The 24,403-nt window shown below is 71.8% G+C and carries 21 protein-coding genes; 1 reads left to right on the top strand and 20 read right to left on the bottom strand.

What is annotated here, in order from left to right; translation table 11 throughout:
* Positions 1 to 78: 78 nt before the first annotated feature.
* The gene (hisD, locus tag ASE27_RS09235) at positions 79 to 1,404 is read right to left on the bottom strand and encodes a histidinol dehydrogenase (RefSeq protein ID WP_056648872.1); all 1,326 of its coding nucleotides are present in this window, start codon (positions 1,402 to 1,404) and stop codon (positions 79 to 81) included.
* Positions 1,405 to 1,497: 93 nt separating this feature from the next.
* On the opposite strand from hisD, the gene ASE27_RS09230 reads away from it, so the two are divergent.
* Positions 1,498 to 1,725 carry an RNA-binding S4 domain-containing protein gene (locus ASE27_RS09230; RefSeq protein ID WP_056648870.1) on the top strand — a complete coding sequence of 76 codons (228 nt, stop codon included), beginning with the start codon at positions 1,498 to 1,500 and terminating at the stop codon, positions 1,723 to 1,725.
* Positions 1,726 to 1,878: 153 nt separating this feature from the next.
* Here the strand turns inward: ASE27_RS09230 and ASE27_RS09225 are convergent, their stop codons facing one another.
* From ASE27_RS09225 to ASE27_RS09130, 19 genes are all read right to left on the bottom strand, one after another.
* On the bottom strand, positions 1,879 to 2,286 hold the full coding sequence (locus tag ASE27_RS09225) for a pyridoxamine 5'-phosphate oxidase family protein (RefSeq protein WP_056648868.1): 408 nt from the start codon (positions 2,284 to 2,286) through the stop codon (positions 1,879 to 1,881).
* A 156-nt stretch (positions 2,287 to 2,442) separates the two neighbouring features.
* Positions 2,443 to 6,000, bottom strand: a complete 3,558-nt coding sequence (gene dnaE / locus ASE27_RS09220; protein ID WP_056648866.1) for a DNA polymerase III subunit alpha — start codon at positions 5,998 to 6,000, stop codon at positions 2,443 to 2,445.
* A 187-nt stretch (positions 6,001 to 6,187) separates the two neighbouring features.
* Positions 6,188 to 6,667 carry a GNAT family N-acetyltransferase gene (locus ASE27_RS09215; protein WP_068625443.1) on the bottom strand — a complete coding sequence of 160 codons (480 nt, stop codon included), beginning with the start codon at positions 6,665 to 6,667 and terminating at the stop codon, positions 6,188 to 6,190.
* A 55-nt stretch (positions 6,668 to 6,722) separates the two neighbouring features.
* A complete protein-coding gene (locus tag ASE27_RS09210; RefSeq protein ID WP_056648864.1) occupies positions 6,723 to 7,661 on the bottom strand; it encodes an RluA family pseudouridine synthase in 939 nt (312 codons plus the stop codon).
* On the bottom strand, positions 7,661 to 8,362 hold the full coding sequence (locus tag ASE27_RS09205; protein WP_235535396.1) for a signal peptidase II: 702 nt from the start codon (positions 8,360 to 8,362) through the stop codon (positions 7,661 to 7,663). The genes ASE27_RS09210 and ASE27_RS09205 overlap by 1 nt, the downstream gene beginning before the upstream one ends.
* Before the next feature lie 103 nt (positions 8,363 to 8,465).
* Positions 8,466 to 8,927, bottom strand: a complete 462-nt coding sequence (locus ASE27_RS09200) for a TraR/DksA C4-type zinc finger protein (protein ID WP_056648860.1) — start codon at positions 8,925 to 8,927, stop codon at positions 8,466 to 8,468.
* Positions 8,928 to 9,089: 162 nt separating this feature from the next.
* Complete coding sequence (locus tag ASE27_RS09195; RefSeq protein WP_056648858.1) at positions 9,090 to 9,746, bottom strand: DivIVA domain-containing protein; 657 nt, start codon at positions 9,744 to 9,746, stop codon at positions 9,090 to 9,092.
* A gap of 166 nt (positions 9,747 to 9,912) precedes the next feature.
* Positions 9,913 to 10,203, bottom strand: coding sequence for a YggT family protein (locus tag ASE27_RS09190; RefSeq protein WP_056648856.1), 291 nt, complete (start codon positions 10,201 to 10,203; stop codon positions 9,913 to 9,915).
* A 26-nt stretch (positions 10,204 to 10,229) separates the two neighbouring features.
* Entirely contained in the window at positions 10,230 to 10,715 is a 486-nt protein-coding gene (locus ASE27_RS09185; protein WP_056648854.1) for a cell division protein SepF, read from the bottom strand.
* Positions 10,716 to 10,858: 143 nt separating this feature from the next.
* A complete protein-coding gene (locus tag ASE27_RS09180) occupies positions 10,859 to 11,644 on the bottom strand; it encodes a polyphenol oxidase family protein (RefSeq protein WP_235535395.1) in 786 nt (261 codons plus the stop codon).
* A 4-nt stretch (positions 11,645 to 11,648) separates the two neighbouring features.
* Positions 11,649 to 12,974 carry a cell division protein FtsZ gene (gene ftsZ, locus ASE27_RS09175; RefSeq protein WP_056648852.1) on the bottom strand — a complete coding sequence of 442 codons (1,326 nt, stop codon included), beginning with the start codon at positions 12,972 to 12,974 and terminating at the stop codon, positions 11,649 to 11,651.
* A 244-nt stretch (positions 12,975 to 13,218) separates the two neighbouring features.
* Positions 13,219 to 13,914 (bottom strand): cell division protein FtsQ/DivIB, encoded by a 696-nt coding sequence (locus tag ASE27_RS20885; RefSeq protein WP_235534193.1) that lies wholly within the window; start codon positions 13,912 to 13,914, stop codon positions 13,219 to 13,221.
* A 407-nt stretch (positions 13,915 to 14,321) separates the two neighbouring features.
* Positions 14,322 to 15,836 carry a UDP-N-acetylmuramate--L-alanine ligase gene (gene murC / locus ASE27_RS20605; protein ID WP_056648847.1) on the bottom strand — a complete coding sequence of 505 codons (1,515 nt, stop codon included), beginning with the start codon at positions 15,834 to 15,836 and terminating at the stop codon, positions 14,322 to 14,324.
* Complete coding sequence (gene murG, locus ASE27_RS20600; RefSeq protein ID WP_369800563.1) at positions 15,833 to 16,954, bottom strand: undecaprenyldiphospho-muramoylpentapeptide beta-N-acetylglucosaminyltransferase; 1,122 nt, start codon at positions 16,952 to 16,954, stop codon at positions 15,833 to 15,835. Before murG ends, murC begins: the two co-directional genes overlap by 4 nt.
* 106 nt (positions 16,955 to 17,060) lie before the next feature.
* Positions 17,061 to 18,569: a putative peptidoglycan glycosyltransferase FtsW gene (locus tag ASE27_RS09150; RefSeq protein ID WP_082608728.1), complete on the bottom strand. Its 1,509-nt coding sequence runs from the start codon at positions 18,567 to 18,569 to the stop codon at positions 17,061 to 17,063.
* 4 nt (positions 18,570 to 18,573) lie between these two features.
* Entirely contained in the window at positions 18,574 to 20,073 is a 1,500-nt protein-coding gene (gene murD, locus ASE27_RS09145) for a UDP-N-acetylmuramoyl-L-alanine--D-glutamate ligase (protein ID WP_082608727.1), read from the bottom strand.
* Positions 20,058 to 21,158 carry a phospho-N-acetylmuramoyl-pentapeptide-transferase gene (gene mraY / locus ASE27_RS09140; protein ID WP_056648845.1) on the bottom strand — a complete coding sequence of 367 codons (1,101 nt, stop codon included), beginning with the start codon at positions 21,156 to 21,158 and terminating at the stop codon, positions 20,058 to 20,060. Before mraY ends, murD begins: the two co-directional genes overlap by 16 nt.
* Positions 21,155 to 22,558 carry a UDP-N-acetylmuramoyl-tripeptide--D-alanyl-D-alanine ligase gene (gene murF / locus ASE27_RS09135; protein WP_056648843.1) on the bottom strand — a complete coding sequence of 468 codons (1,404 nt, stop codon included), beginning with the start codon at positions 22,556 to 22,558 and terminating at the stop codon, positions 21,155 to 21,157. The genes mraY and murF overlap by 4 nt, the downstream gene beginning before the upstream one ends.
* Entirely contained in the window at positions 22,555 to 24,198 is a 1,644-nt protein-coding gene (locus tag ASE27_RS09130) for a UDP-N-acetylmuramoyl-L-alanyl-D-glutamate--2,6-diaminopimelate ligase (RefSeq protein ID WP_056648841.1), read from the bottom strand. The genes murF and ASE27_RS09130 overlap by 4 nt, the downstream gene beginning before the upstream one ends.
* Positions 24,199 to 24,403 lie beyond the last annotated feature (205 nt).

Genomic DNA, 24,403 nt, shown 5'->3' with positions numbered 1-24,403 from the left:
GCGCACGACGAGAGCGGGGCGCGGACCGGAGACATGTTCCCCGGTCCGCGCCCCGCTCTCGTCGTCGAGGTGCTGCGTCTACTGGAAGCGTGCCTTGATGGCCTCACCGTGCGCGGGCAGGTCCTCGTCGTTGGCCACGGCCACGATGCGGTCGGCCAGCTCCTGGAGCGCGTCGGCCGAGTACTCCACGACCTGGACCGCGCGCAGGAAGCTGTGCACCCCGAGGCCGCTCGAGTAGTGCGCGCACCCGCCGGTCGGCAGGACGTGGTTCGAGCCCGCCATGTAGTCGCCCAGAGGCACCGGCGAGTAGGGACCGACGAAGATCGCGCCCGCGCTCTGCACGCGCTCGGCCACGGCCGCGGCGTCGGCCGTCTGGATCTCGAGGTGCTCGGCACCGTAGGAGTCCACGACGTCCAGGCCCTGCTCCAGGTCGTCGACCACGATGATCGCCGACTGCGGCCCGGACAGCGCCTGGGCCACGCGCGCCGCGTGCTTGGTCTCGGGGACGAGGTCCACGAGCCGGGCGTCCACGGCGGCCGCGAGCTCGACCGAGGGCGTCACGAGGACCGCCGCGGCGTCGGGGGTGTGCTCGCCCTGGCTGATGAGGTCGAGCGCGACGTGCGTCGGGTCCGCGCCGCCGTCCGCGAGGATCGCGATCTCGGTGGGGCCTGCCTCGGAGTCGATCCCGACGACACCGCGCACGAGCCTCTTGGCGGCCGCGACGTAGATGTTCCCCGGGCCCGTGATGACGTCGACCGGCTCGCACAGGTAGTCGCCGTCCTGCGGCTCGCTGCCCGCGGCACCGTAGGCGAACATGCCGATCGCCTGCGCCCCGCCGACCGCGTAGACCTCCTGGACCCCCAGGAGCGCGCACGCCGCGAGGATCGTGGGGTGCGGCAGGCCGTCGTTGTCGCGCTGCGGCGGGGAGGCGACCGCGAGCTCGCGCACGCCGGCCTCCTGCGCCGCTACGACGCTCATGATGACCGACGACGGGTAGACCGCGATCCCGCCGGGCACGTAGAGGCCCACGCGACGCACCGGGATCCAGCGCTGACGGACCTGCGCCCCCGGGGCCAGGTCGACCGCGAACGGCTGAGGGCGCTGGGCGGCGTGCACCGTGCGGACTCGGCGGATCGCCTCCTCGAGGCCGTCGCGCACGAGCGGGTCGAGCGTCTCGAGCGCCTGGGTCATGCGCTCGGCCGGGACCCGCAGGTGGACCGGACGCACGCCGTCGAACCGCTCGGAGAGGTCACGCAGCGCCGAGGCGCCGTGCAGGCGGACCTCGTGCAGGATCGGGGCGACCTTCTCCGCGGCGTCCTCGACGCCGATCTCCGGACGAGGCAGGATCTCCGTGAGCTCACGGGGAGACAGGGAACGACCGCGCAGGTCGATGCGATTGATCACCGACCCATCGTAGGCCGGGCCGCGAGCCCACCTCCAGGCCATTCAGCAGGTGGTCAGTTCTCCGACGGGTCCCGGACGCGAGAGAATGGGTGCATGACCACGACACCCACGGTGGAGATCACCGACGACGTCATCCGACTCGGCCAGTTCCTCAAGCTCGCGAGCCTCGTCGAGTCCGGCGCCCACGCCCGCGACCTCATCTCCGAGGGAGAGGTCAAGGTCAACGGAGAGGTCGACACCCGCCGTGGCCGCCAGCTCCGCAAGGGAGACGTCGTGACGGTCGACGTCCCGACCGGCGAGATCGGCGCGATCGTCGGCTGACGGACCCGCGCGTCCCGTCCGGAGGACCGGGCCGGGCGCGCGTGGGGCCCCGGCCGCGCCCTGGCCGGGGTGATCCCGGTCGGCGCACGAGCCGGCCCCTCGCCGGGCACCCGCCGGGCACCCGCTCAGGACGTGCCCCGCACCTCAGGCGTCTCAGAACGCCATGTAGCTCGAGCTCATGACCTTGTCGGCGACGATCCGCAGGACCACACGACGCGGGTTGACCCGCGGCTCCTTGTAGCGCTTGGTGTACCGGCGCACGGCCTCGGCGACCTCGTCCGGGTCGCGCGCGACCGAGACGGTGCCCTCGAGCGTGATCCACCGGCCACCCTCGACCTGGCAGACCGCCGCGCGCGGGTGCGCGCCGTCGGGCGTGAGCCGCTCGGCGTTGAGCGCCTTGACCGACGTGTCGTTCGTGGTGATGCGCACGACCCCCGCCTCGGGATCCCACGTGAAGCCCACGGGGACGACGTGCGGGCTGCCGTCCTCGCGGAGGGTGGTCAGGGTCGCCAGGTGGCGCTCGGTCACGAACACGTGCTGCTCAGGGGTCAGGTGGATCACGACGGCGAGTCTACGTCGGCTCGGCGGAGGGGCCCGCCTGCCGGGGCGACTCCTCGGACACACCGGACACTCTGCGTGGCCCCAGGCGGACGACCGGGCGGACGGCACGCGGGACGGCCCAGCCCGCGGGCCAGGCCGTCCCCTGTCAGCCGCCGGTCACACCGTGAGGCAGCTCGGGCCGAGCAGGGCCTTGAGGTCTCCGTACAGCGCGGGGCTCTTCTCGACCCGCAGGGTGTCCTCGAGGCGCATGACCTTGGTGCGTCCGGGGCTCGTGAGCTTGAGGTGGACCTCGGTCACGCCGGGGTGCGTCGAGAGGATCTCGCGCAGCCGCTCGACCACGGGCTGGGTGCAGCGGGACTCGGGCAGGCTCACGAGCACCGGGGTCTCGGCGACCGTCGAGATGTCCGGGAGCGAGACCTCCATGGCCTGGAGCTGCATGGTCTCGTCCCGGCGACGCACGCGGCCGCGGAGCACCACGACCTGGTCCTCGGCGAGGATCGTCGAGTACGCGAGATAGGTCTCTCCGAAGAACATGACCTCGACCCCGCCCTCGAGGTCCTCGATCGTGACCGCGGCCCACGGGTTGCCGTTCTTGCTCATCTTGCGCTGGAGCGAGGTGATCAGCCCGGCGATCACGACGGTCGACCCGTCGGGGCGCGCCTCGTCGGCCATGAGCGCTGCGATCGAGGTGTCGGCCGCGCGCGTCAGGACGTGCTCGAGCCCGGACAACGGGTGGTCCGAGACGTACAGGCCCAGCATCTCGCGCTCGAACGCGAGGCGCTGCTTCTTGTCCCAGTCCGGGATGTCTGGAACGTCGACGCTGAACGACATGGCGGGGTCCTCGGCGCCCAGGTCCGCGAAGAGGTCGAACTGACCCTTGGCCTCCTCGCGCTTGACGCTGATGACCGAGTCCACGGCCTGCTCGTGCACCACGAGCAGCGCACGTCGTGCGTGGTCGAGCGAGTCGAACGCCCCCGCCTTGATGAGCGACTCGATGGTCCGCTTGTTGCAGACCACCGCGGGCACCTTGTCGAGGAAGTCGGTGAAGGAGCCGAACCTCCCCTTGTCCTCGCGCGTCGCGACGACCGCGTCGACGACGTTGGCGCCCACGTTGCGCACCGCCGTCAGGCCGAAGCGGATGTCCTTGCCCACGGCCGTGAAGTTGGCCGACGACGAGTTGACGTCCGGCGGGAGGACCGTGATCCCCATGCGACGGCACTCGTTGAGGTACAGGGCCGACTTGTCCTTGTCGTCGCGCACGCTCGTGAGCAGCGCGGCCATGTACTCGGTCGGGTAGTTGGCCTTGAGGTACGCGGTCCAGTAGGAGACGACGCCGTACGCCGCGGAGTGCGCCTTGTTGAACGCGTAGTCCGAGAACGGCAGCAGGATGTCCCACAGCGTCTTGACCGCGGCCATCGAGTAGCCGCGCTCCTTCATGCCGTTCGAGAAGCCCTCGAACTGCTTGTCCAGCTCGGACTTCTTCTTCTTGCCCATGGCGCGGCGCAGGATGTCGGCCTGGCCGAGCGAGTACCCGGCGACCTTCTGCGCGATGGCCATGACCTGCTCCTGGTACACGATCAGGCCGTACGTGGTCCCCAGGATGTCCTCGAGGGCTTCCTCGAGCTCGGGGTGGATGGGAGTGACCTCCTGCATCCCGTTCTTGCGCAGCGCGTAGTTGGTGTGGGAGTTCGCTCCCATGGGGCCGGGGCGGTAGAGCGCGCCCACGGCCGAGATGTCCTCGAAGTTGTCGGGACGCATGAGCTTGAGCAGCGTCCGCATGCCGCCGCCGTCGAGCTGGAACACGCCCAGGGTGTCGCCTCGCCCCAGGAGCTCGTACGTCTTGGGGTCGTCGAGCGTGAGCGCCTCGAGCTCGACCGGGTCCTTGCCGTTCATCACGATGTTCTCGAGCGCGTCGTCGAGGATCGTGAGGTTGCGCAGCCCCAGGAAGTCCATCTTGATCAGGCCGAGGCCCTCGCACGTGGGGTAGTCGAACTGCGTGATGACCGCGCCGTCCTGGAGGCGGCGCATGATCGGGATGATGTCGATGAGCGGCTCGCTCGACATGATGACGCCGGCCGCGTGCACGCCCCACTGGCGCTTCAGCCCCTCGATGCCCTTGGCGAGCTCGACGACGCGCTGCGCGTCGGGGTCCGCGGAGTGGATCTGGCGGAACTCGTCGGCCTCGTTGTAGCGCTTGTCGTCCGGGTTGAAGATCCCCGTGAGCGAGATGTCCTTGCCCATGATCGCGGGCGGCATCGCCTTGGTGAGCTTCTCCCCCATGGCGAAGGGGAACCCGAGGAGGCGCGAGGAGTCCTTGAGCGCCTGCTTGGCCTTGATGGTGCCGTACGTGACGATCTGCGCGACGCGGTCCTCGCCGTACTTCTCGGTGACGTAGCGGATGACCTCGCCGCGCCGGCGCTCGTCGAAGTCGACGTCGAAGTCGGGCATGGACACGCGGTCCGGGTTGAGGAAGCGCTCGAAGATCAGGCCGTGCTGCAGCGGGTCGAGGTCCGTGATGCGCATCGCGTAGGCCGCCATGGACCCCGCTCCCGAGCCACGGCCGGGCCCCACGCGGATGCCGTTGTCCTTGGCCCAGTTGATGAAGTCGGCGACGACGAGGAAGTACCCCGGGAAGCCCATCTGGACGATGACCTGGGTCTCGTACTCGGCCTGCTTGCGCACGGCGTCCGAGATGCCCTCCGGGTAGCGGTAGTGCAGGCCCTTCTCGACCTCCTTGATGAACCAGGAGGTCTCGTCCTCGCCCGGGGGGCAGGGGTAGTTGGGCATGTAGTTGGCCGAGGTGTCGAAGCTGACCTCGCACTGCTCGGCGATGAGCAGGGTGTTGTCACAGGCCTCGGGCAGCTCTTTCCAGATGTGCCGCATCTCGGCTGCGGACTTCACGTAGTAGCCGTCGCCGTCGAACTTGAAGCGGTCGGGGTCGGCGAGCGTGGAGCCGGAGTTGATGCACAGCAGCGCCTCCTGGGAGTGGCTGTCCTCCTTCTTCACGTAGTGCAGGTCGTTGGTCGCGACCAGCGGGGCCCCGATGGTCTCCGAGAGCCGCAGCAGGTCCTTGATGACCCGGCGTTCGATGTCGAGCCCGTGGTCCATGAGCTCGATGTAGAAGTTCTCCTTGCCGAACACGTCCTGGAGCTCGCCGGCAGCCTGCACGGCCGCGTCCCACTGGCCGAGCCGCAGCTTGGTCTGGATCTCGCCCGACGGGCAGCCCGAGGACGCGATCATGCCCTTGCCGTAACGCTCGAGCAGGTCACGGTCCATGCGGGGCCACTTGCCCATCTGGCCGTCGAGCGACGCGAGCGAGCTGGCCCGGAAGAGGTTGTGCAGCCCTTCGTTGTTGCGGGCCCACATCGTCAGGTGCGTGTACGCGCCGCGGGCCGAGACGTCGTCGGACTCCTGGCCCTTCTCGCCGAACCGGACGCGCGTCTGGTCGAACCGGCTGGTGCCGGGCGTGACGTACGCCTCGACGCCGATGATGGGCTTGATGCCCGCCTGGGTCGCCTTGGACCAGAAGTCGAACGCCCCGAAGATGTACCCGTGGTCCGTGGTCGCGATGGCCTTCTGCCCCAGTCGCGCGGTCTCCTCGAAGAGGTCTCCGAGTCGCGCGGCGCCGTCCAGCATCGAGTACTCGGTGTGGACGTGGAGGTGGACGAAGTCGTCGGACTTCTGGGTGCTTCCAGGGGTGGCGGCAGACGGCATGCGACGAGTCTAGATCGAGCCACCCACGCCTCTCGGCGTGTCGCGTGCCGGTGGCCGCGTGTGCCTTCTCTCAGGACGGCCCGACGGCGCCACGGGCCTCGCGCGGTCGGCGCTCCAGGGCGCGGACCGGCCGGCGAGGGGCGGGCACGTCGAGTGGCTGGCGCCCGGTCCTGGTCCGGCGCCGGCCTCAGCCGTGCGAGCGGAGCGTCTTCGCGGCGTCCCGGTGGTCGATCCCCGCGTCGAGGTACACGGGCCCGTACACCTCGTAGCCGAGGCGCTCGTAGAACCCCGTGGCCTGCGTCTGGGCACTGAGCTCGATCCGCACGGCCCCGTCCGAGGCGTGCTCGGCGAGCGCGACCTCCTCGAGCGCACGCATCACGGCGGCTCCCGCGCCGGTCCCCCGGGCGCGGCGCGCGACGGCCACGCGCCCGATGTGCACCTCGCCGGGGTGCGCGGGGTCCGTGAGCAGGCGTCCCGTCCCGACGACGGCCCCCTCCCCGGGGGCCCGGCCCGCGCGGACGAGGACGTGCGTGGTCGTGGGGGCGAAGTCGGCGTCGTCGATCTCCTCGGCGAGCGGTACCTCCTGCTCGCCCACGAAGACCTCGAGGCGCAGCGCGTGCGCCTCCTCGAGCTGCGCGGGCGTCGTGACCCGCTCGGTCGTCAGCACGGCGTGCTCCCCTCGATGTCCTGGTGGCCCCGGGCGGACCGGGCCGTCGCGGTGATCAGGAGTACGCCCCGCGGACGACCTCGAGCGCGTGCGCCAGGTCCTGCGGGTACTCGCTCGTGACCTGCGTCCACTGCCCCGTCGACGGGTGCTCGAACCCGAGCTGGACCGCGTGCAGCCACTGCCGCGAGAGCCCGACCTTCTTGGCCAGCACCGGGTCCGCCCCGTACGTCACGTCACCCACGCAGGGGTGGCGCAGCGCCGAGAAGTGCACGCGGATCTGGTGGGTCCGGCCGGTCTCGAGGTGCACCTCGACGAGCGAGGCCGCCGGGAGCATCTCGAGGACCTCGTAGTGGGTCACCGAGGGCTTGCCCTCGGCCACGACCGCGAACTTGTAGTCGGCAGAGGGGTGGCGCCCGATGGGCGCGTCGATGGTGCCCGTGGTGGGCTCGGGGTGTCCCTGGACCAGCGCGTGGTAGACCTTCTCGACCGTGCGCTCCTTGAAGGCACGCTTGAGGACCGAGTACGCGAGCTCGCTCTTGGCGACGACCATGAGCCCCGAGGTGCCGACGTCGAGCCGGTGCACGATCCCCTGCCGCTCGGCCGCCCCCGACGTGGAGATCCGGTAGCCCGCGGCGATCAGGGCGCCGACGACCGTCGGTCCCGTCCAGCCCGGCGACGGGTGGGCCGCGACGCCCACGGGCTTGTCGATGACCACGACGTCGTCGTCGTCGTACACGATCTTCATGCCCGGGACGGGCTCGGCGACGATCTGCACGACCGACGTGTCGGGCTCGTCGGGGATCTCGACCTCGAGCCAGGCCCCGGCGACCAGGCGGTCGGACTTGCCGACCTCCCGTCCGTCGACACGGACGCCGCCGTCGGCCGCGATCTCGGCCGCGCGCGTGCGCGAGAGGCCCAGCAGGCGAGCCAGGGCAGCGTCGACGCGCTCGCCCGCCAACCCGTCGGGGACCGGGAGGGCACGGACCTGCGCCATCAGGACACCGTCCTCGTGCTGGGAGCGTCCGGGCCGTCGGCCGCGTCGCTCTTCTCGGGCGCGGCCTCGGTCTGGTCCGCCGCAGCGGGCGCCGCCTCGCCCTCGCCCGAGTGGCGCTGCCCGTCGATGCCGATGCCCTGGATCGAGAGGATCGCGATCATCACCGCGGCCCCCACGACCGCGATGTCGGCGACGTTCCCGATGAACAGGTCGCCGTACCCGATGAAGTCGACCACGTGCCCCTGCGCGACGCCGGGCGCACGGAAGATCCGGTCGATGAGGTTGCCCAGCGCGCCACCCAGCAGCAGCCCGAGCGCGACCGCCCAGCCCCGCGAGCCGATCTTGCGCATGCTCCGCAGGATGAACACGACCACGACCGTGACGACGATCGTCAGGATCCAGGTGTACCCCGAGCCGATCCCGAGCGCCGCCCCTTCGTTGCGGATGAACGTGAGGTGGAGCCACCTCCCGAGGAGCTCGATGGTCGGCTCACCCTCGAGCTTCGCGACGGCCCAGATCTTGGTGGCCTGGTCGACCAGGATCACGAGGGCGGCGAGCACCGCGACCCACAGGACGAGACGCTTCGAGGAGACGGTCGCGCGTTCCGGGACCGCCGCGGAGGGGGCTGCTGAGGTGCCGTCGGCGCCGCCCTCGGACGGGTCGGCGGGCACGGGCTGCTGGGGAGAGGGAGTCGATGGCATCGGCGGCAAGTCTGCCATGTCCGACCGGCTCCCCACGATCCGGTGACGACGACGGCCGCCGTCCCCTCGGGACGACGGCCGTCGTGTGCTGCGGGTGGATCCGTCAGCGGCGCTCCTCGCGCTGCTTGGCCTCGACCGAGAGGTTCGCCCGGGGGTAGGCCTGCAGGCGCGCCTTGCCGATCGGGAGCCCGGTCGCCTCGCACGTCGCGTAGGTACCGGCTGCGAGCCGGTCCAGAGCGTGCTTGGTCTGCTCGAGCAGGTCGCGCGTGTTGTTCACGAGCGTGAGCTCCTGCTCGCGCTCGAGCGCGCTGGACCCGGAGTCGGCCTGGTCGTCGCCGGCACCGTCCCCCGAGTTCCGCAGGAGCTCCGAGAGCTCCTGGTCCGCCTCGGCGAGCTCGCGCTCGAGACGGTCGCGCTCCTCGAGCAGGGTCGCTGCCTGCTCCTCCGCCTCCTTGAGCGTCCACGGCTCCTCGCCGTCACGCACGGGGAAGGACTTGACGTCGCGAGCTAGGTGCGGGAACTGCTGACGTACTGCCGCGCGCGTCGCGGTACTGAGCTTGGTCATGTCGCCCCTCCGGTTCGAGTTGCGGTGAGAGTAGACGCCGCCTGCCGGTACGCACAACGCACCACGCCGGAGGACCCGGGTGGTGCGTCGTGACGGACCGACCAGCGGCGTGACCTCGAGGTCCGCACGCCTGGTGTGATCGTCTGCCAGGTGGCAGTCGGACTAGATGCCCGCGCTCAGGTCGCTCGAGCGACCTGCGCCGGAGCCGCTGCGCGGCGGGAGTGCACTGCCTCGGTTGTCGAGATCCCCCATGAGGTTCTGGAGGTAGCTCTTGAGACGCGTGCGGTAGTCGCGCTCGAAGAGCCGCAGCTCGTCGATCTTGCGCTCGAGGAGCGAACGCTCCTGCTCGAGCTGGGAGAGCGTGCGGTGCGAGGTCTCCTCCGCCTCCTGCACGATCCGGGTGCCCTCTTCCTTGGCTTCCGCGATGAGGCGGTCGCCCTCCTGCTGGCCCGAGCGCACGTAGTCGTCGTGCAGCTTCTGAGCGAGCTGGAGCATGCCGGTCGCGGACTCGGGCTCGCCGTTCAGCTTGCCGGTGACCGCGGCCGAGATCGGCGCGACCGGAGCGGGCTCGGGCGCCACCGGGGCATCCACCACGACCGGCTTGGCCGGACCCGAGGCGTCCGCGCGGCTGAGCTCTGCGACGCGTCGCTCTGCTGCAGCCAGCTTGGTCTTGAGGTCGTCGTTCTCCTCCTGCACGGAGTTGAGCGTCCTCACCACCTCGTCCAGGAAGTCATCGACCTCTTCGACGTCGTATCCTTCGCGGAACTTCGTCGCGGAGAACTTCTTGTTCAGGATGTCCTCTGCTGTCAGCAGTGCCATCGTCTCACCTCAATGCGTTTGCGCCGTCAGTCCGAGCGATCTCGAGATCGCCACAGTCCAAAGTAGCGGAGATTGTCAGAGGAGGCGGCCTCGCCCGGTGCCCGTGCAACGGGTACCGGTGTCAAGATCGCCGTGTTGTCAGTTTTCTACGTGTTTGGAGGAGCCCTCAGAAACTGAGATACCTCAAGAACTGTGCCAAGAACGACACCGCGAGGAACAGCACGATGAATGCGAGGTCCAACCGCACCTGCCCGAGGGTCAGCGGCGGGATGACCTTGCGCAGAGCGCGCAGCGGCGGGTCCGTCAGCGTGTAGATGGCCTCGGCCAGGACGAGCATCACGCCGCGCGGACGCCAGTCCCGGGCGAAGACCTGCACCCAGTCGAAGACCACGCGGCCGATGAGCACGATGAGATAGAGACCGAGGACGAATGCCAGCAGATCGAAGACGAATGTCACGGGGTCAACTGTGCCAGATCCTGCGGTCAGCTCTGGTTGTAGAAGCCGGCCCGGGTCACAGGAGGCTCCGGGGTCTGCTCCTCGCCGGTGATCTCGACGTGCTCGGGCGAGAGCAGGAAGACCTTGTTGGTCACCCGCTCGATGGCACCGTGCAGACCGAAGATGAGCCCGGCGGAGAAGTCGACCAGGCGCTTGGCGTCGGCGTCGTCCATGTCGGAGAGGTTCATGATGACCGGCGTGCCACCGCGGAAGGCTTCCCCGATGACGCGGGCGTCGTTGTAGGAGCGCGGGTGCACGGTCGTGATCCGGCGCAGCTCTGCGGCTGACATGCTCGTCTGGGGTACCTCTCGTGGGGCGACCGTGCGGTGCAGTGGGGTCACCTGAGCCTGGTAGTCGTGCGGCACGTCGGCCCCCAAGTCGTCGTACTCGTCGATGAACTCTTCCTGCTCGTCCTCGCCTCGATCATCAGCGAGGCCCAGGTAAAGCATGGTCTTGCGAAGCGCTCCGGCCATCGCCCTCTCTCCGTCCTCATGTCGACTGCTGGTTCCGTGCTTTGCACGCTAGCCCAGCCCCGGAGACGGGCAGGATGCGACACGCCCGGGAAAGGTCAACAGGCTCGAGGGTGAGAAACCGCACGTCCACGCCGCGCGCAGGGTCATCCGAGGGCCACGACCCCGGCGAACCGGCCCGTCGTGGCACCGTCGCGGGTCGCGAGTCGGTGCGAGTAGAACCGGTGGTCCTCGAGCGTGCAGATCCCGGTCGAGAAGACCTCCGTGACCCCGGCCGCGCGCAGGTCGGCGACGACCCCGGCAGGCAGGTCGAGCGCGGGCGTGCCCCAGCTGGTCGTGGACGCGGTGGCCGGACGGCGGGACGCGACCTCGTCGCGCAGGTCTGCGGGCACCTCGTAGCAGCGCCCGCACGCGGAGGGTCCGACGACGGCGCGCAGCGTCTCGGGCCGCGCGCCCTGGGCGACGAGCGCCTCGAGCACGGTCCCGACGACCCCTCCGGCCAGCCCTTGACGGCCCGCGTGCGCGACCCCGACCACTCCGGCCCCGGCGTCCGCGAGGAGCACTGGGACGCAGTCGGCCACGAGCACCCCGAGCCCCAGACCGGGCGCAGCCGTGACGAGCGCGTCGTACTCACCGCAGGTCTCGGCCCCCGCGCCCCGCTCGCTCCGCGCAGCCCGGTCCTCGCCCGAGAGGACGCGCACCCCGGTCCCGTGCACCTGGGTCCCGAAGACGAGCGGTGCCCCGAGCCACCGGCCGACCGCCTCGCGGTGGACCAGGACCCGCTCGGCGTCGTCCTGGACCCCCAGCCCGAGGTTGAGGCCGTCCCACGGCGCGGGCGAGGTCCCCCCGGCACGGGTCGTGAACGCAGCACGCACCCCCGGACCGAGGTCGACCTCGAGAACCGGGGGTGCGGGCAGTGCAGGATCGAGCACGGTGCTACTTGAGGAAGTCGGGGACGTCGAGCTCCTCGACCTTGCGACGGACGGGCTCCTCGTCGTAGAGGCGAGGCACCTCGACCTGCGCCGACCGCTCGGCCGCGGGCTGCTCCGCGTTCTGGTTGTCCTCGGTGGGGACGACGCTGAACGTCGGGATCGCCGCCGGGTAGCCTGCCGAGACCTGGGCCGCTCCACCTCCGAAGGTGACCGGCACGTCGTCGGGCTCCGAAGCGATGGGGACGACCGGGCGGGGCAGCGTGTGGCTGCCCGTGGTGGTCGGCACCGCGACGGGGCGCTGCGCCTGGACGGGCTGCGCAGGCTGCGCCGCGGGCGCTCCGGCGAGCTGCCCAGGAGCACGCGAGTCCTTGCGGACCTGGGGCGTGCCGCCGTCGAACCCTGCGGCGATGACGGTCACGCGGACCTCGTCGCCGAGGGCGTCGTCGATCACGGCACCGAAGATGATGTTCGCCTCGGTGTGCGCAGCCTCGTGGACCAGTCGCGCGGCCTCGTTGATCTCGAAGAGACCGAGGTCCGAGCCGCCCTGGATCGACAGCAGGACGCCGTGGGCGCCGTCGATGCTGGCCTCGAGCAGCGGCGAGGAGATCGCGAGCTCCGCAGCCTGGACCGCGCGGTCCTCGCCCCGTGCCGAGCCGATCCCCATGAGGGCGCTGCCCGCTCCCTGCATGACCGACTTGACGTCGGCGAAGTCGAGGTTGATCAGGCCCGGGGTCGTGATGAGGTCGGTGATGCCCTGGACGCCAGAGAGAAGGACCTGGTCCGCCGAGTGGAACGCGTCGAGCGCCGAGACGCTGCGGTCCGACATCGACAGGAGCCGGTCGTTCGGGATGACGATGAGGGTGTCGACCTCGTTGCGCAGGGCCTCGATCCCCTGGTCCGCCTGGACCGAGCGGCGCCGGCCCTCGAACGTGAAGGGCCGCGTGACGACACCCACGGTCAGGGCTCCCAGCGACCGCGCGATACGCGCGACGACCGGCGCGCCACCCGTGCCCGTCCCACCGCCCTCGCCCGCCGTGACGAAGACCATGTCGGCGCCGCGCAGGACGTCCTCGATCTCCTCCGCGTGGTCCTCGGCGGCCTTCTTGCCGACCTCGGGATCTGCGCCGGCGCCGAGCCCACGCGTGAGCTCGCGCCCGACGTCGAGCTTGACGTCCGCGTCGGACATCAGCAGCGCCTGCGCGTCGGTGTTGATGGCGATGAACTCGACGCCCTTGAGACCGACCTCGATCATCCGGTTGACGGCGTTCACGCCACCACCGCCGATGCCGACCACCTTGATCACTGCTAGGTAGTTCTGCGGAGTTGCCACGTCAATGCCTCTCGATCCTGTAGCCCTCAACCTTCACCCTCAACTAGAGGGTTATAGTTATGTCAGGTTGTGCTGTGTCGACGGTAGGTGCCCGTCCTGGTCCTATCAACGACCCGCCCGCGCGTGTCGGCGAAAACCTGCTGGGTGGGCCATGTCTCACCCCTGTCGTGCTGCCGCATCCTCGTCGACTCACGCCGGTCGAGCCCGTGGTCCGGCGACCGGGCCCTGGCGCCGGTCACCACGGTCATCGGGTGATCGGCATCGTGGGTGCGGACACGTCGTAAAGCGTCGCGCCCTGGTTCTCCGGCAGCGACCTCAAGGTCTGCAGCACCTTCACCTTGAGGGCTGCGTCCTCCCCGTTGCCCCACTCCACGACCGCCCCGTCACGCAGCGTCATCTCGACCGCGTCCTGCGTCTCCGCCGTGACCTCTGCGACCTCGGCCCGCAGCTCGGGCGGGAGCGCGTTGAGCACGATGCGCGCGGCGCGCAACGACCTGGCCCCCTTCTCGTCGAGGCTCACCCCGATCTCCGGGATCCCCTCGGGCACCGCCTCGACCGTCAGCACCTGGACGCCGTCGCGGTCGAGCAGCACGTAGTCCCCCTGGTGCGGCACCGCGGCCACGGGCTCCCTCGACTCGAGGGTCACGCTCAGCCCGTCGGGCCACTCGCGCAGGATCGTGGCGTCCCGCACACCGTTCAGGGACAGGATCTGCTCGCGCAGCCCGATCGTGTCGACACGGGGCAGGGGCACGCCCGAGACCCCCGACACGATCTGCTGCACCTGCGCGACGTCGATCACGGTCCCCTCCCCCGTGATCTCGACCTTCGCGGGGTCCGTGCCGAGGACCGGGGAGAACAGGGCCACCCAGACGACGGCCGCGACCGCGACCACCGAGGCGACCCAGATCAGGATCGTGCGCCGCACGCGGTGGCGACGCATGGCCGCCTTCTCCGCGAGCCGGTCAGCCATGCCCGTCGAGACGACCCGGTCGGTCGGTCGCGCCGTCGACCTCGCGGCCGACGGACCTCCCGACGGCCTCACCGGGACCTGCCCCGTCGCAGGACGGGCGCCGGAGGTCCGGGGCGCAGGGCGCGACGATCTGACCGGGACGAGCTCCTGCCCCCGGAGCTCGAGGGGCTGCGTGAGGGTCTCGTCCTGCCCGGCGCGGGACGGACGGGTTCCCCGTCGGGGGTCATGGCGGGCACCGCGGTCACGCGCCGCCTCGTCCGTGGCGGACTCCTCGACGGGAGCCTCGACCCGCTCCGCACCGGGGCGCGCCTGCGGGTCCCGCGCCCCCCGAGCCGCCGGTCGGGGAGCCGCAGGACGCGGCCGGGACGGCGGTCTCATCAGCCCTCGGCCTCCCGGGCCGCCCCGTCGCCGTCCCCGGCGGGCGCACCCGCCAGGAGAGCGTCGAGGATCACGGCCCCGAGCTCGGTCACGTCGCCCGCCCCGACCGTGAGGACCAGGTCGCCGGGCCGCGCGGCCGCCGCGACGGCACGCGCGGCCTCGACACGGTCCTCGATGCCGCGCGCGGCGCCGGCGGGCATCCGGTCCACGATCGTCCACGAGCCCGTCTCCGGGTCGAGGTCCTCGCGCGCCGCATAGACACCCGTCACCACGACGTGGTCCGCGAGCGCGAGCGCGTCGGCGAACTCCTGCGCGAACAGCCGCGTCCGGGAGAACAGGTGCGGCTGGAACAGGACCAGGACACGTCCGCCGGCAGCCACCGGTCGAGCAGCAGTGAGGAGCGCGGCGACCTCGGTCGGGTGGTGGGCGTAGTCGTCCACGACCCGCACCCCGCGGGCCTCGCCCTGCGCCTCGAACCGTCGGCCGGTACCCAGGAACTCGCCGACCCCCGCGACAGCCTGCTCCGCGGGAACGCCCAGGAGGAGGGCCGTCGCGACGGCGGCCGCGGCGTTCAGGGCGTTGTGCGCGCCCGGGACCTGCAGGCGCAGCTCGAACGGCCCGGTGGTCGCGCCGGCCGGGCCCACGCCCGACGCACCCCCCGCGACGGTGAGCCGGGCGGCCACCCCCGCGGCGCCGTCGGGCCGGACGTCCGTGAGCAGCACGTCGCTGCCCGGCGTCGTCCCGTACGTGACGACCCTGCCGCCCGCCGCCCGGTGCGCCTGCGCGAGCGCGAGCGCCCCCGGGTCGTCGGCGCACGCGACCAGGTGGCCGCCGGGCACGATGCGGGCCGCGAAGTCCACGAAGGCCTGCTCGAACGCCTCGCGGGACCCGTAGTGGTCCAGGTGGTCGGGCTCGACGTTCAGCACGACCGCGATGGTCGGCGCGTAGTTGAGGAACGAGCCGTCGGACTCGTCGGCCTCGGCGACCAGCACGTCGCCCGCGCCCAGCCAGCCGCCCGGGATCGCACCGTCGCTCGTGATGACCGAGCCGCCGATCGCGAACGACGGGTCGAGCCCCGCGGACCGCAGGGTCGTCGCGATCATGGCCGACGTCGTGGTCTTGCCGTGCGCGCCCGCGACCGCGACCGAGCGACCCTGCGCCATGAGCGCGGCGAGCGCCTCCGAGCGGTGCAGCACGCGCAGTCCCGCGGCACGCGCCGCGACCAGCTCCGGGTTGTCGGGACGGACCGCGCTCGACAGGACGAGCGTGTCCGCGCCCTCGACGTTCGCGGCCGCGTGCCCGACGTGCACCGGGACCTCGTCCGCACGCAGCGCCTCGACCACGGCGCTACCCTTGGCGTCCGACCCCTGCACGCGCACACCGCGGGCCGTGAGCAGGCGAGCCACGACCGACATGCCCGCGCCGCCGATACCGATCAGGTGGACCGTCCCGAGCTCCGCGAGCACCGGAGGCACCGACGGGGCCGACGGCTCCGACGACCCGTCGCCCGTCATCGGGACACCCCCGCAGCCTTCTCGACGAGGTCCGCGACGCGTGCCGTCGCGTCCTGCATGCCCGCGCGCGACGCGAGCGCCGCCATGGTCCGCAGACGCTCGGCGTCGCTCACGAGGCCGGGGAGGTTCGTGGTCACCCAGGCCGAGGTGAACGCCTCGTCGTCGACCAGGATCCCGCCGCCCGCGCGCACGAGCGGCGCGGCGTTCAGGCGCTGCTCGCCGTTGCCGATCGGCAGCGGCACGTACACCGCGGGGATGCCCAGGGCGGCGAGCTCGCTGACCGTCCCCGCGCCCGAGCGGCACACGACCAGGTCGGCGACCGCGTACGCCAGGTGCATCGCCGACAGGTACTCGCGCACGTCGTAGCCGGGCAGGCCGCCCACGACCTCGCGCACCGCGTCGGCCTTGCCCTTGCCCGTCAGGTGCAGGACCTGCGCACCTGTCGCGAGGACGGCGCGCGCTGCACCGGCGAACGCCTCGTTGACGCTCTGCGCGCCCAGCGAACCACCGGTGACGACCACGGTCGGGCGCGCCGGGTCGAGCCCGAGCGAGGCCGCGGCGTTGGTCCGGACCGTCGCCGCGTCGACCGAGCGGTCACGGATCAGGTCCGCGATCTCCCAGCGCAGCGGCAGGCCCGTGACGATGCCGCCCTTGAGCGGCGTGCCGTCGAACGTGACGGCCACGTACTCGGCCCACCGCGCGCCGGCACGGTTGGCCAGGCCCGGTCGGGCGTTCTGCTCGTGGATCACGATCGGCACGCCGCGGCGGTGCGCCGCGAGGTAGGCGGGCGTCGAGACGTATCCCCCGAAGCCCACGACGACCTCTGCCCGGGTCTCGTCGATCACGGCCCCGGCGGCCTCCACGGCCGACTTGAGCTTGCCCGGCAGCGCGACCCACTCACCGCTCGGGCGCCGGGGCAGCGGCACCTTGGGCACGAAGCGCAAGGGGTACCCGCGTGCCGGGACCAGGTCGGCCTCGAGGCCGCTCTCCGTCCCGAGCACCGTGACGACCGCCCCGGGGTTGCGCTCGCGCAGCTCGTCCGCCACCGCGAGCAGCGGGTTCACGTGACCCGCCGTCCCGCCGCCTGCGAGCACCACCGAACCGAGAGAAGAACTCACCACGTACCTCGTCACCTGTCCTTGCTGTTGCTGTCGTCCCCGGAGGACCCGGGAGCCGAGAAGTTCTGGGTCCACCGCATGCCCACGGGCTCGCGGCGGGGCCTGATCATCGGGCCTGGGCGCGCAGACGCCCCGGCAGGGCGCGACGCCCTGCCTGCCCGACGACGGCGAGCGACTTGCGCACGACGCTCCCCCGGGCGGCGAACGCCTCCTTGGCGCCTGGCTCGTTGCGCGCGAACGAGATCACGACGCCGAGGGCCGCCATGGTCGTGATCAGCGCCGACCCGCCCGAGGAGACGAGCGGGAGCGGCACCCCGATGACCGGGATCACCCCGATGACCACGCCGATGTTGATGAACGCCTGACCCACGATCCAGCACGCGATGCCCGCGGTCGTGATCTTGACGAACGGGTCGGGGTGGCGGCGGATCACCCGGCTCATGGCCAGCCCGAGCACCGCGAACAGCGCGAGGACCAGGAGCGTTCCGAGCAGTCCGAGCTCCTCGCCGATGACCGAGAAGATGAAGTCGTTGTGGGCCTCGGGCAGGTAGCTCCACTTCTCGCGGCTCGCGCCGAGCCCGACCCCGCCGAACCCGCCCGTGCCCAGCGCCCACAGGCCGTGGACCGTCTGGTAGCAGACGCTCGAGCCCGCGTTCGCGTCCGAGGTGTCGCACACGTTCGTGTACGTCGCCAGGAACCTGTTCATGCGGTTCGCGTTCTGCTGCATCGCGACGAACCCGACCACTACCACGACCGCCGCCGTGGCACCCGCCAGGGCGAGGAGCCTCCAGTCGACTCCCGCGACGAAGAACGCCCCCGCGACGAGGATGAGGATCACGAGCATGGTGCCCAGGTCGTGCCCCGCGAGCACGAGCCCCATGACCAGGAGCGCCCCGGGGACCGCGGGCACGATCGCGTGCTTCCACGAGCCCAGCAGGTGCTGCTTGCGCCCGAGCACGACGCCGAGCCAGATCGCGAGGGCGAGCTTGGCGGGCTCGGAGGGCTGCACGAAGAACGACCCGAAGTTGATCCAGTTCAGGTTGCCGTTGACCTCGTGGCCGAGCGGGCTGAAGATCATGAGCTGGAGGCACAGGGAGAAGATGATCAGCGGCCACGCGCCGTGCCGGTACACGCGCGTGGGGAGCCTACTCGCGACGAGCAGCACGGGCAGACCGATGAGCGCGTACTGCGCCTGGGTCAGGAACGCGCCGTAGGGCGACTTTCCCGCCGCGATCTCCGTGATCGCCGAGCTCGAGAGCACCATGACGAGGCCGATGATCGCGAGCAGGGTGGTCGCACCGACGAGCAGGTAGTAGCTCGTCACGGCGCTGTCCCACTGGCCGAGCCATGCGCGCTCGCTCGACGCAGCCCTGGCCGGACGCGGCCGAGGACGCGGCGTGCGGGTCCGCCGGGTGGTCCCGCCCTTCGTGGGGAGGCCGGTCGCCGCGGTCGTGGTCGACCGCGCACCGGTCGCGGGACGCGACCCGGAGGGCGTCGAGCCGGTCGTCGTCCGAGCAGCCGGGGTCTTCGCGCGGGGCGTGCCCGCGGTGCTCGCCCGGGAGGAGCCCGCCGCCGAGCGCTGCGCAGGCCCGCGCCCGCTCGTCGTCTGGGCCACCGGACTACCCTCCCAGCGTGGTCTCGGCGCCCACCAACGACCGTGCGGCCTGCGCGAACGCCTCGCCGCGTGCGGCGTACGACGTGAACTGGTCCATCGACGCGCTGGCGGGGGCGAGCAGGACGGTGTCCCCGGGGACCGCCAGGTCCCGGGCTCGTTCGACGGCGCGCTGCATCACCGTCCCAGTGTCACCGGGATCGATGCGGACCACGGGGACGTCGGGTGCGTGTCGGGCCAGTGCACCCTCGATCGGCGCCGGGTCGGCACCGATCAGGACCACGGCACGCAGCCGGGACAGGCGCGCACGCACGAGCTCGTCGTAGGTCGCCCCCTTCGCGAGGCCGCCCGCGATCCAGACCACGGACCCCGGCTCGTAGGCGCCGAGCGAGGCCGAGGCCGCGTGCGGGTTGGTCGCCTTCGAGTCGTCGACGTACGTCACGCCGTCGACCGTCGCGACGCGCTGGATGCGGTGCGCCCCTGGACGGAACGCGCGCAGGCCCTCGCGGACCGCCTGCGCGCTCACGCCGTGGGCGCGCGCGAGGGCCGCCGCAGCGAGGGCGTCGGCGACCACGTGGGCGGGGACGACGCCCCCGGGCCCGGCGAGGTGGGCCAGGTCCGCGAACGTCGCGAGCTCCTGGGCGCTGCGGTGGCGCGCGGGGTCGTCGGGCGCGGCATGGAACGCGCGGTCCACGAGGACGTCCTCGATGACCCCGAGCTGGGCACGAGCGGGTGCGCCGACCGTGAACCCGATCGCACGCGCCCCCTCCAGGACGTCGGCCTCGCGCACGAGGTGCTCGGTGCGCGGGTCGGCGACGTTGTAGACGCACGCCACCTGGGCGCGCTCGTAGACCCGCCCCTTGTCCGCGGCGTACGCGTCGAGCGAGCCGTGCCAGTCGAGGTGGTCCGCGGCGATGTTGAGGACGGCCCCGGCCTGGACCGACATGGAGTGCGTGAAGTGCAGCTGGAAGCTCGAGAGCTCGACCGCCAGGACGTCGAGCCCGGGGTCGAGCGCTGCGACGACCACGGGCGTGCCGACGTTGCCCACGGCCGCGGTCCGCAGACCGGCCGCGGACAGGATCGAGGCCAGCATCTCGACCGTGGTCGTCTTGCCGTTCGTCCCGGTGACCGCGAGCCAGGGGGCGAACGAGCCGTCCGCGCGCGGCGCGCGCAGCGCCCAGGCCAGCTCGACCTCGCTCCACACGGGCACGCCGGCGGCGCGCGCGGCGACCAGCAGGGCCGACGACGGCGCCCACCCCGGGGAGGCCACGACCAGGTCGACCTGGCTCAGGTCCACACCTGACTCGTCCTGCGCGTCGGCGTCCGGGGCCGAACGGTCCACCGTGACGACCGAGGCCACCTTCGCCGCGTCGCGCAGCGCCTGGGCGGCCGCACGCCCGGAGACCCCGAGGCCCGCGACCAGGACCCGGGCCTGCGCCCACGGGACGGTCAGGTCGAGCGGTGCAGGAGAGGGGACGGAGTCCTCCGGCACTAGCTGACCACCCATTCGGCGTAGAAGATTCCGAGGCCCAGCCCCGCGAACAGCCCGGCGATCAGCCAGAACCTGATGACGATCGTGACCTCTCCCCACCCCGAGAGCTCGAAGTGGTGGTGCAGCGGGGCCATCTTGAAGACGCGTTTGCCCGTCATCTTGAAGTAGCCGATCTGGATCACGTCGGAGAGCACGATGAGGACGAACAGCCCGCCGATGATGACCGCGAGGATCTCGGTGCGAGACAGGATCGTCAGACCGGCCAGGGCGCCACCGAGGGCGAGGGACCCCGTGTCGCCCATGAAGATCCTCGCGGGGCTCGCGTTCCACCACAGGAACCCGACGCACGCGCCCATGATCGCGGCCGCGACGATCGCGAGGTCCTGCGGGTCGCGGACCTCGTAGCAGCGCGGACCGGCCGCCTCGATGACCTGGCAGCTCTGGTTGAGCTGCCAGATGCTCACGAGGATGTACGAGCCGAACACGATGATCGAGACACCCGTGGCCAGGCCGTCGAGCCCGTCCGTCAGGTTGACCGCGTTCGACCACGCCGTGATGAGGAAGTTGGCCCAGAGCACGAAGAGGATCAGGCCGATCGTCGCTCCCGCGAAGGCCAGGTCCAAGTTGGTGTCCCGCAGGAACGAGATGTGCGTCGAGGCCGGCGTGCGGAAGTTCTCGTTGGGGAACTGCAGCGCCAGCACCGCGAACGTGATGCCCACGATGCCCTGGCCGATGATCTTGGCGCGCGGCGAGAGCCCCAGGCTCCGCTGCTTGCGGATCTTGGTGAAGTCGTCGAAGAACCCGACGAGCCCCAGACCGGTCATGAGGAAGAGCACCAGGATCGCCGAGATGCTCGGGGTCCGTGGCGTCTCCGACACGATCGAGGACACGACGTAGGACATCGCCCAGCCGATCAGGGTCGCCCCGATGATGACGACCCCGCCCATGGTGGGCGTCCCGCGCTTGGTGAAGTGCGCAGTCGGGCCGTCCTGGCGGACGAACTGGCCGTAGTTGCGACGGATCAGGAACTTGATGAACAGCGGGGTGCCCAGGAGCGCCACGAGCAGCGAGACGCACGCGGAGACGAGGATCGCGATCATGCGCGCACCTCGCCCGCGAGCTCGTCGCCCAGGCGCCACAGGCCCGAGCCGTTCGAGGACTTCACCAGGACCACGTCGCCGGGCAGGAGCTCGTCGCGCAGCAGCGCGGAGGCCGCCTCGACGTCAGGTACGAACCGAGTCTCATCGCCCCAGGACCCCTCTTGGGTGGCGCCGTCGTGGATGCCGCCGGCACCGTCACCGACCACGACGAGCAGCTTGATGTTCAATCGGACCACGAGACGGCCGATCTCGTCGTGAGCGGCGCGCGAGTCGGGTCCGAGTTCCAGCATCTCGCCCAGGACCGCGACCGACCGTCGTTCGCGCCCGGCCATGACCGCGAGCGCCTTGAGGGCAGCGCGCATCGAGTCGGGGTTCGCGTTGTAGGAGTCGTCGATCACGGTGATGCCGTCGGGACGCTGCGTGACGGCCATGCGGTGCGGGCTGATCGTGTTCGCCCCGGCCAGGCCGGCCGCGACCGCCGCCGCGTCGAGCCCCACCTGGATCGCCGCGGCGGCCGCCGCGAGCGCGTTGGAGATGTGGTGCTCGCCCACGAGGCGGAGCTGGACCGGGTGGGTGACCGGCTCGGCGCCGCGCACGCGCAGGTCGAACGACGCGCAGCCCGAACGGTCCATGCCGATGTTCTCGGCACGCACGTCCGCGGTGGGGATCGTCCCGAACGTCACGACCGGGCCGGGCGCGGCCTCGGCCATCGCGACGACCCGCAGGTCGTCGGCGTTGAGGACCGCGGTACCGCCCGGGACGAGCCCTGCGACGATCTCGGCCTTGGCCGTGGCCACGGCCTCGATCCCCCCGAACTCGCCCAGGTGGGCGCTGCCCACCGCGAGGACGACCGAGACGTCCGGCGGCGCGATCTGCGTCAGGTAGGTCAGGTGACCGATGCCGCTGGCCCCCATCTCGAGGACGAGGAAGCGGGTCGAGGCGTCGGCCTCGAGCACGGTGAGCGGCAGGCCGATCTCGTTGTTGAACGAGCCGCGCGGCACCACGGTCTGCCCGTGAGGCGTCAGGAGCTGCCCCAGGAGGTCCTTCGTGGTGGTCTTGCCGACCGAGCCCGTGATGCCGACGACCTTGAGGTCCCCGGCCGCGCGCAGCCGGCGCAGGACCTCGCGTGCGAGCGCCCCGAGCGCGGTCTGCACGTCCTCCACCACGACCGCGGGCGCGTCGACGTCACGGGCCGCCAGGACGAGCGACGCGCCGTTGCCGACGGCGACGGGGACGTAGTCGTGCCCGTCGACGTGCTCACCGGGCAGCGCCACGAAGAGCGCGCCGGGTCCCGCGAGCCGGGAGTCGATGACGACCGAGCCGGTCACCCTCACGTCCGGGTCGGCGGCGAGCCGTCCTCCGGTCGCTGCGGCGACCTCCGCCGCAGTCAGCTCGATCATGCTCCGTGCTCCTTCGTCGTCTCGTCGCGCTCGGCCAGTGCGGCCCGCGCCTCCACCCTGTCGTCCAGGGCATGGTCCACCCCGGCGATCTCCTGCCAGACCTCGTGGCCCCTGCCGGCGATCAGCACCGTGTCCTGCGGACCGGCCTCCCGGATCGTGTCACGGATCGCGGCGGCCCGGGGCGCGACCTCGGTCACGGTCCGCGCGGGCGTCCCGGCCGTGCCCGCGGTGCCCGTCGCGCCGTGGGCCGCGTCCAGGGCGGCGAGCGCCCCGGCGAGCACCTCGGCCCGGATCGCGGCCGGGTCCTCGCCGTGCGGGTCGTCGTCGGTGACCACGACGACGTCGGCGCCCTCGACCGCGACCGCGCCCATGCGCGGGCGCTTGCCCTTGTCCCGGTCGCCCGTGGCACCGAACACCACGTGCAGGCGGCCCGTCGTGGTGGGACGCAGCGCGGCCAGGGCGAGCGAGAGCGCGTCGGTGTTGTGCGCGAAGTCGACCACGACGCGCGGGGCCATGCCCACGACCTCCATGCGGCCCGGGACGGCCGCGCTGACGCCGCCCGCGACCTCGAGCGCGGCGCGCACGTCGCGGAGGTCGGCTCCTGCCTCGAGGACCATGGCGAGCGCGAGCGCCGCGTTGGCGACGTTGAAGCCCCCGGGCAGCGCCGTCGTCGTGCGGAGCTCCCGGCCGTCGCGGTGCCGCAGCGTGAACGCGCTGCCGGCCGCACCCTCGGCGACCACGTCGACGACCGTCCAGTCCGTGTCCACGCCACCGTCCGCGACCGAGAGCGTCGCGACGGGGATCGTCGCGGCCTCGGTCATGCGCCGGCCCCAGGCGTCGTCCACGACGACCACACCACGACGCGCGTGCTCGGGGGTGAACAGCGCCGCCTTGGCGTCGAAGTACTCCTGGAGGTCGCCGTGGAAGTCGAGGTGGTCCTGGCTCAGGTTCGTGAAGCCCGCCACGTCGAACACGAAGCCGTCGACCCGGTGCATCGCCAGTGCGTGCGAGGAGACCTCCATCGCGAGCGTGCTCACGCCGTCCTCGCGCATGGTGGCCAGGAGCGCCTGCAGGTCGGCGGCCTCGGGTGTGGTGAGCCTGCTCGGGAGCACGCGGTCGCCCGAGCGCATCTCGACCGTGCCGATCAGCCCGCCCTTCCAGCCCAGCGCACGCAGGACGTGGTCGATCAGGTACGTCGTCGTGGTCTTGCCGTTGGTGCCCGTCACGGCGAACGTCGTCAGGTGCTCGGCCGGAGCCCCGTAGACCCAGGCGGCGACCCGCCCCAGGAGGTTGCGGGGGTCGTCGGTCACGAGGACCGGGACCCGGTGCTCGCCCGCCTCGTCGAGGAGGAGGGCGCCGTGCGGGTCCGTCAGGACGGCCCGGGCACCGCGGTCGATCGCACCGCTCGCGAAGCTCGCGCCGTGCGTGCTCGCACCGGGCAGCGCGACGAAGAGGTCACCGTCGGCAGCCACGCGGTTGTCCGAGGCGACCGACCAGATCTCGACGCCCGCGAGCGCGCCGGGATCGGCGTCGGGGGCCGTCCGTCCGGTGCCGACCGTGAGCTCGAAGGTGGTCGCGAGGTCCTGAGCGGAGTGGTGTGCGGACGTGGTGGGGCGAAGACGGTCGATCGGGGATGTCACGAGTAGAACTTACCGTGCATCACGGTCCCGACCGGTCGGCTGGTAGGCCCGGACCCGGTACTTCACGGGACCTTCACGCGTGGCCGCGGCAGGGTACGCCGAACTCCCACCGCCCCGGAAGAGGGCCGGGACCCGCCGGGGGTGCAGCCCGCGGGCCCGCACGGACCCGAGGCCTCGTGCGGGGCGCGCAGGCCCGACGGCGAGA

Source organism: Oerskovia sp. Root918 (assembly GCF_001428945.1).
Classification (GTDB): Bacteria; Actinomycetota; Actinomycetes; order Actinomycetales; family Cellulomonadaceae; genus Oerskovia; species Oerskovia enterophila.
Note: the sequence above shows the minus strand (reverse complement) of the source record. Positions and strands in the feature narration are given on the sequence as shown.

Excerpts from the sequence above, each read along its gene's own strand:
- ASE27_RS09210 (WP_056648864.1), bottom strand. The coding sequence starts at position 7,661 with ATGGCGCAGGTCCGTGCCCTCCCGGTCCCCGACGGGTTGGCGGGCGAG.
- ASE27_RS09230 (WP_056648870.1), top strand. The coding sequence starts at position 1,498 with ATGACCACGACACCCACGGTGGAGATCACCGACGACGTCATCCGACTC.
- ASE27_RS09185 (WP_056648854.1), bottom strand. The coding sequence starts at position 10,715 with ATGGCCGGAGCGCTTCGCAAGACCATGCTTTACCTGGGCCTCGCTGAT.
- mraY (WP_056648845.1), bottom strand. The coding sequence starts at position 21,158 with ATGATCGCGATCCTCGTCTCCGCGTGCGTCTCGCTGCTCGTGGCGCTC.
- ASE27_RS09200 (WP_056648860.1), bottom strand. The coding sequence starts at position 8,927 with ATGACCAAGCTCAGTACCGCGACGCGCGCGGCAGTACGTCAGCAGTTC.
- ASE27_RS20885 (WP_235534193.1), bottom strand. The coding sequence starts at position 13,914 with ATGCGTCGCCACCGCGTGCGGCGCACGATCCTGATCTGGGTCGCCTCG.
- murD (WP_082608727.1), bottom strand. The coding sequence starts at position 20,073 with ATGGGTGGTCAGCTAGTGCCGGAGGACTCCGTCCCCTCTCCTGCACCG.
- ASE27_RS09195 (WP_056648858.1), bottom strand. The coding sequence starts at position 9,746 with ATGGCACTGCTGACAGCAGAGGACATCCTGAACAAGAAGTTCTCCGCG.
- murF (WP_056648843.1), bottom strand. The coding sequence starts at position 22,558 with ATGATCGAGCTGACTGCGGCGGAGGTCGCCGCAGCGACCGGAGGACGG.
- murC (WP_056648847.1), bottom strand. The coding sequence starts at position 15,836 with ATGACGGGCGACGGGTCGTCGGAGCCGTCGGCCCCGTCGGTGCCTCCG.
- dnaE (WP_056648866.1), bottom strand. The coding sequence starts at position 6,000 with ATGCCGTCTGCCGCCACCCCTGGAAGCACCCAGAAGTCCGACGACTTC.
- ASE27_RS09205 (WP_235535396.1), bottom strand. The coding sequence starts at position 8,362 with ATGCCATCGACTCCCTCTCCCCAGCAGCCCGTGCCCGCCGACCCGTCC.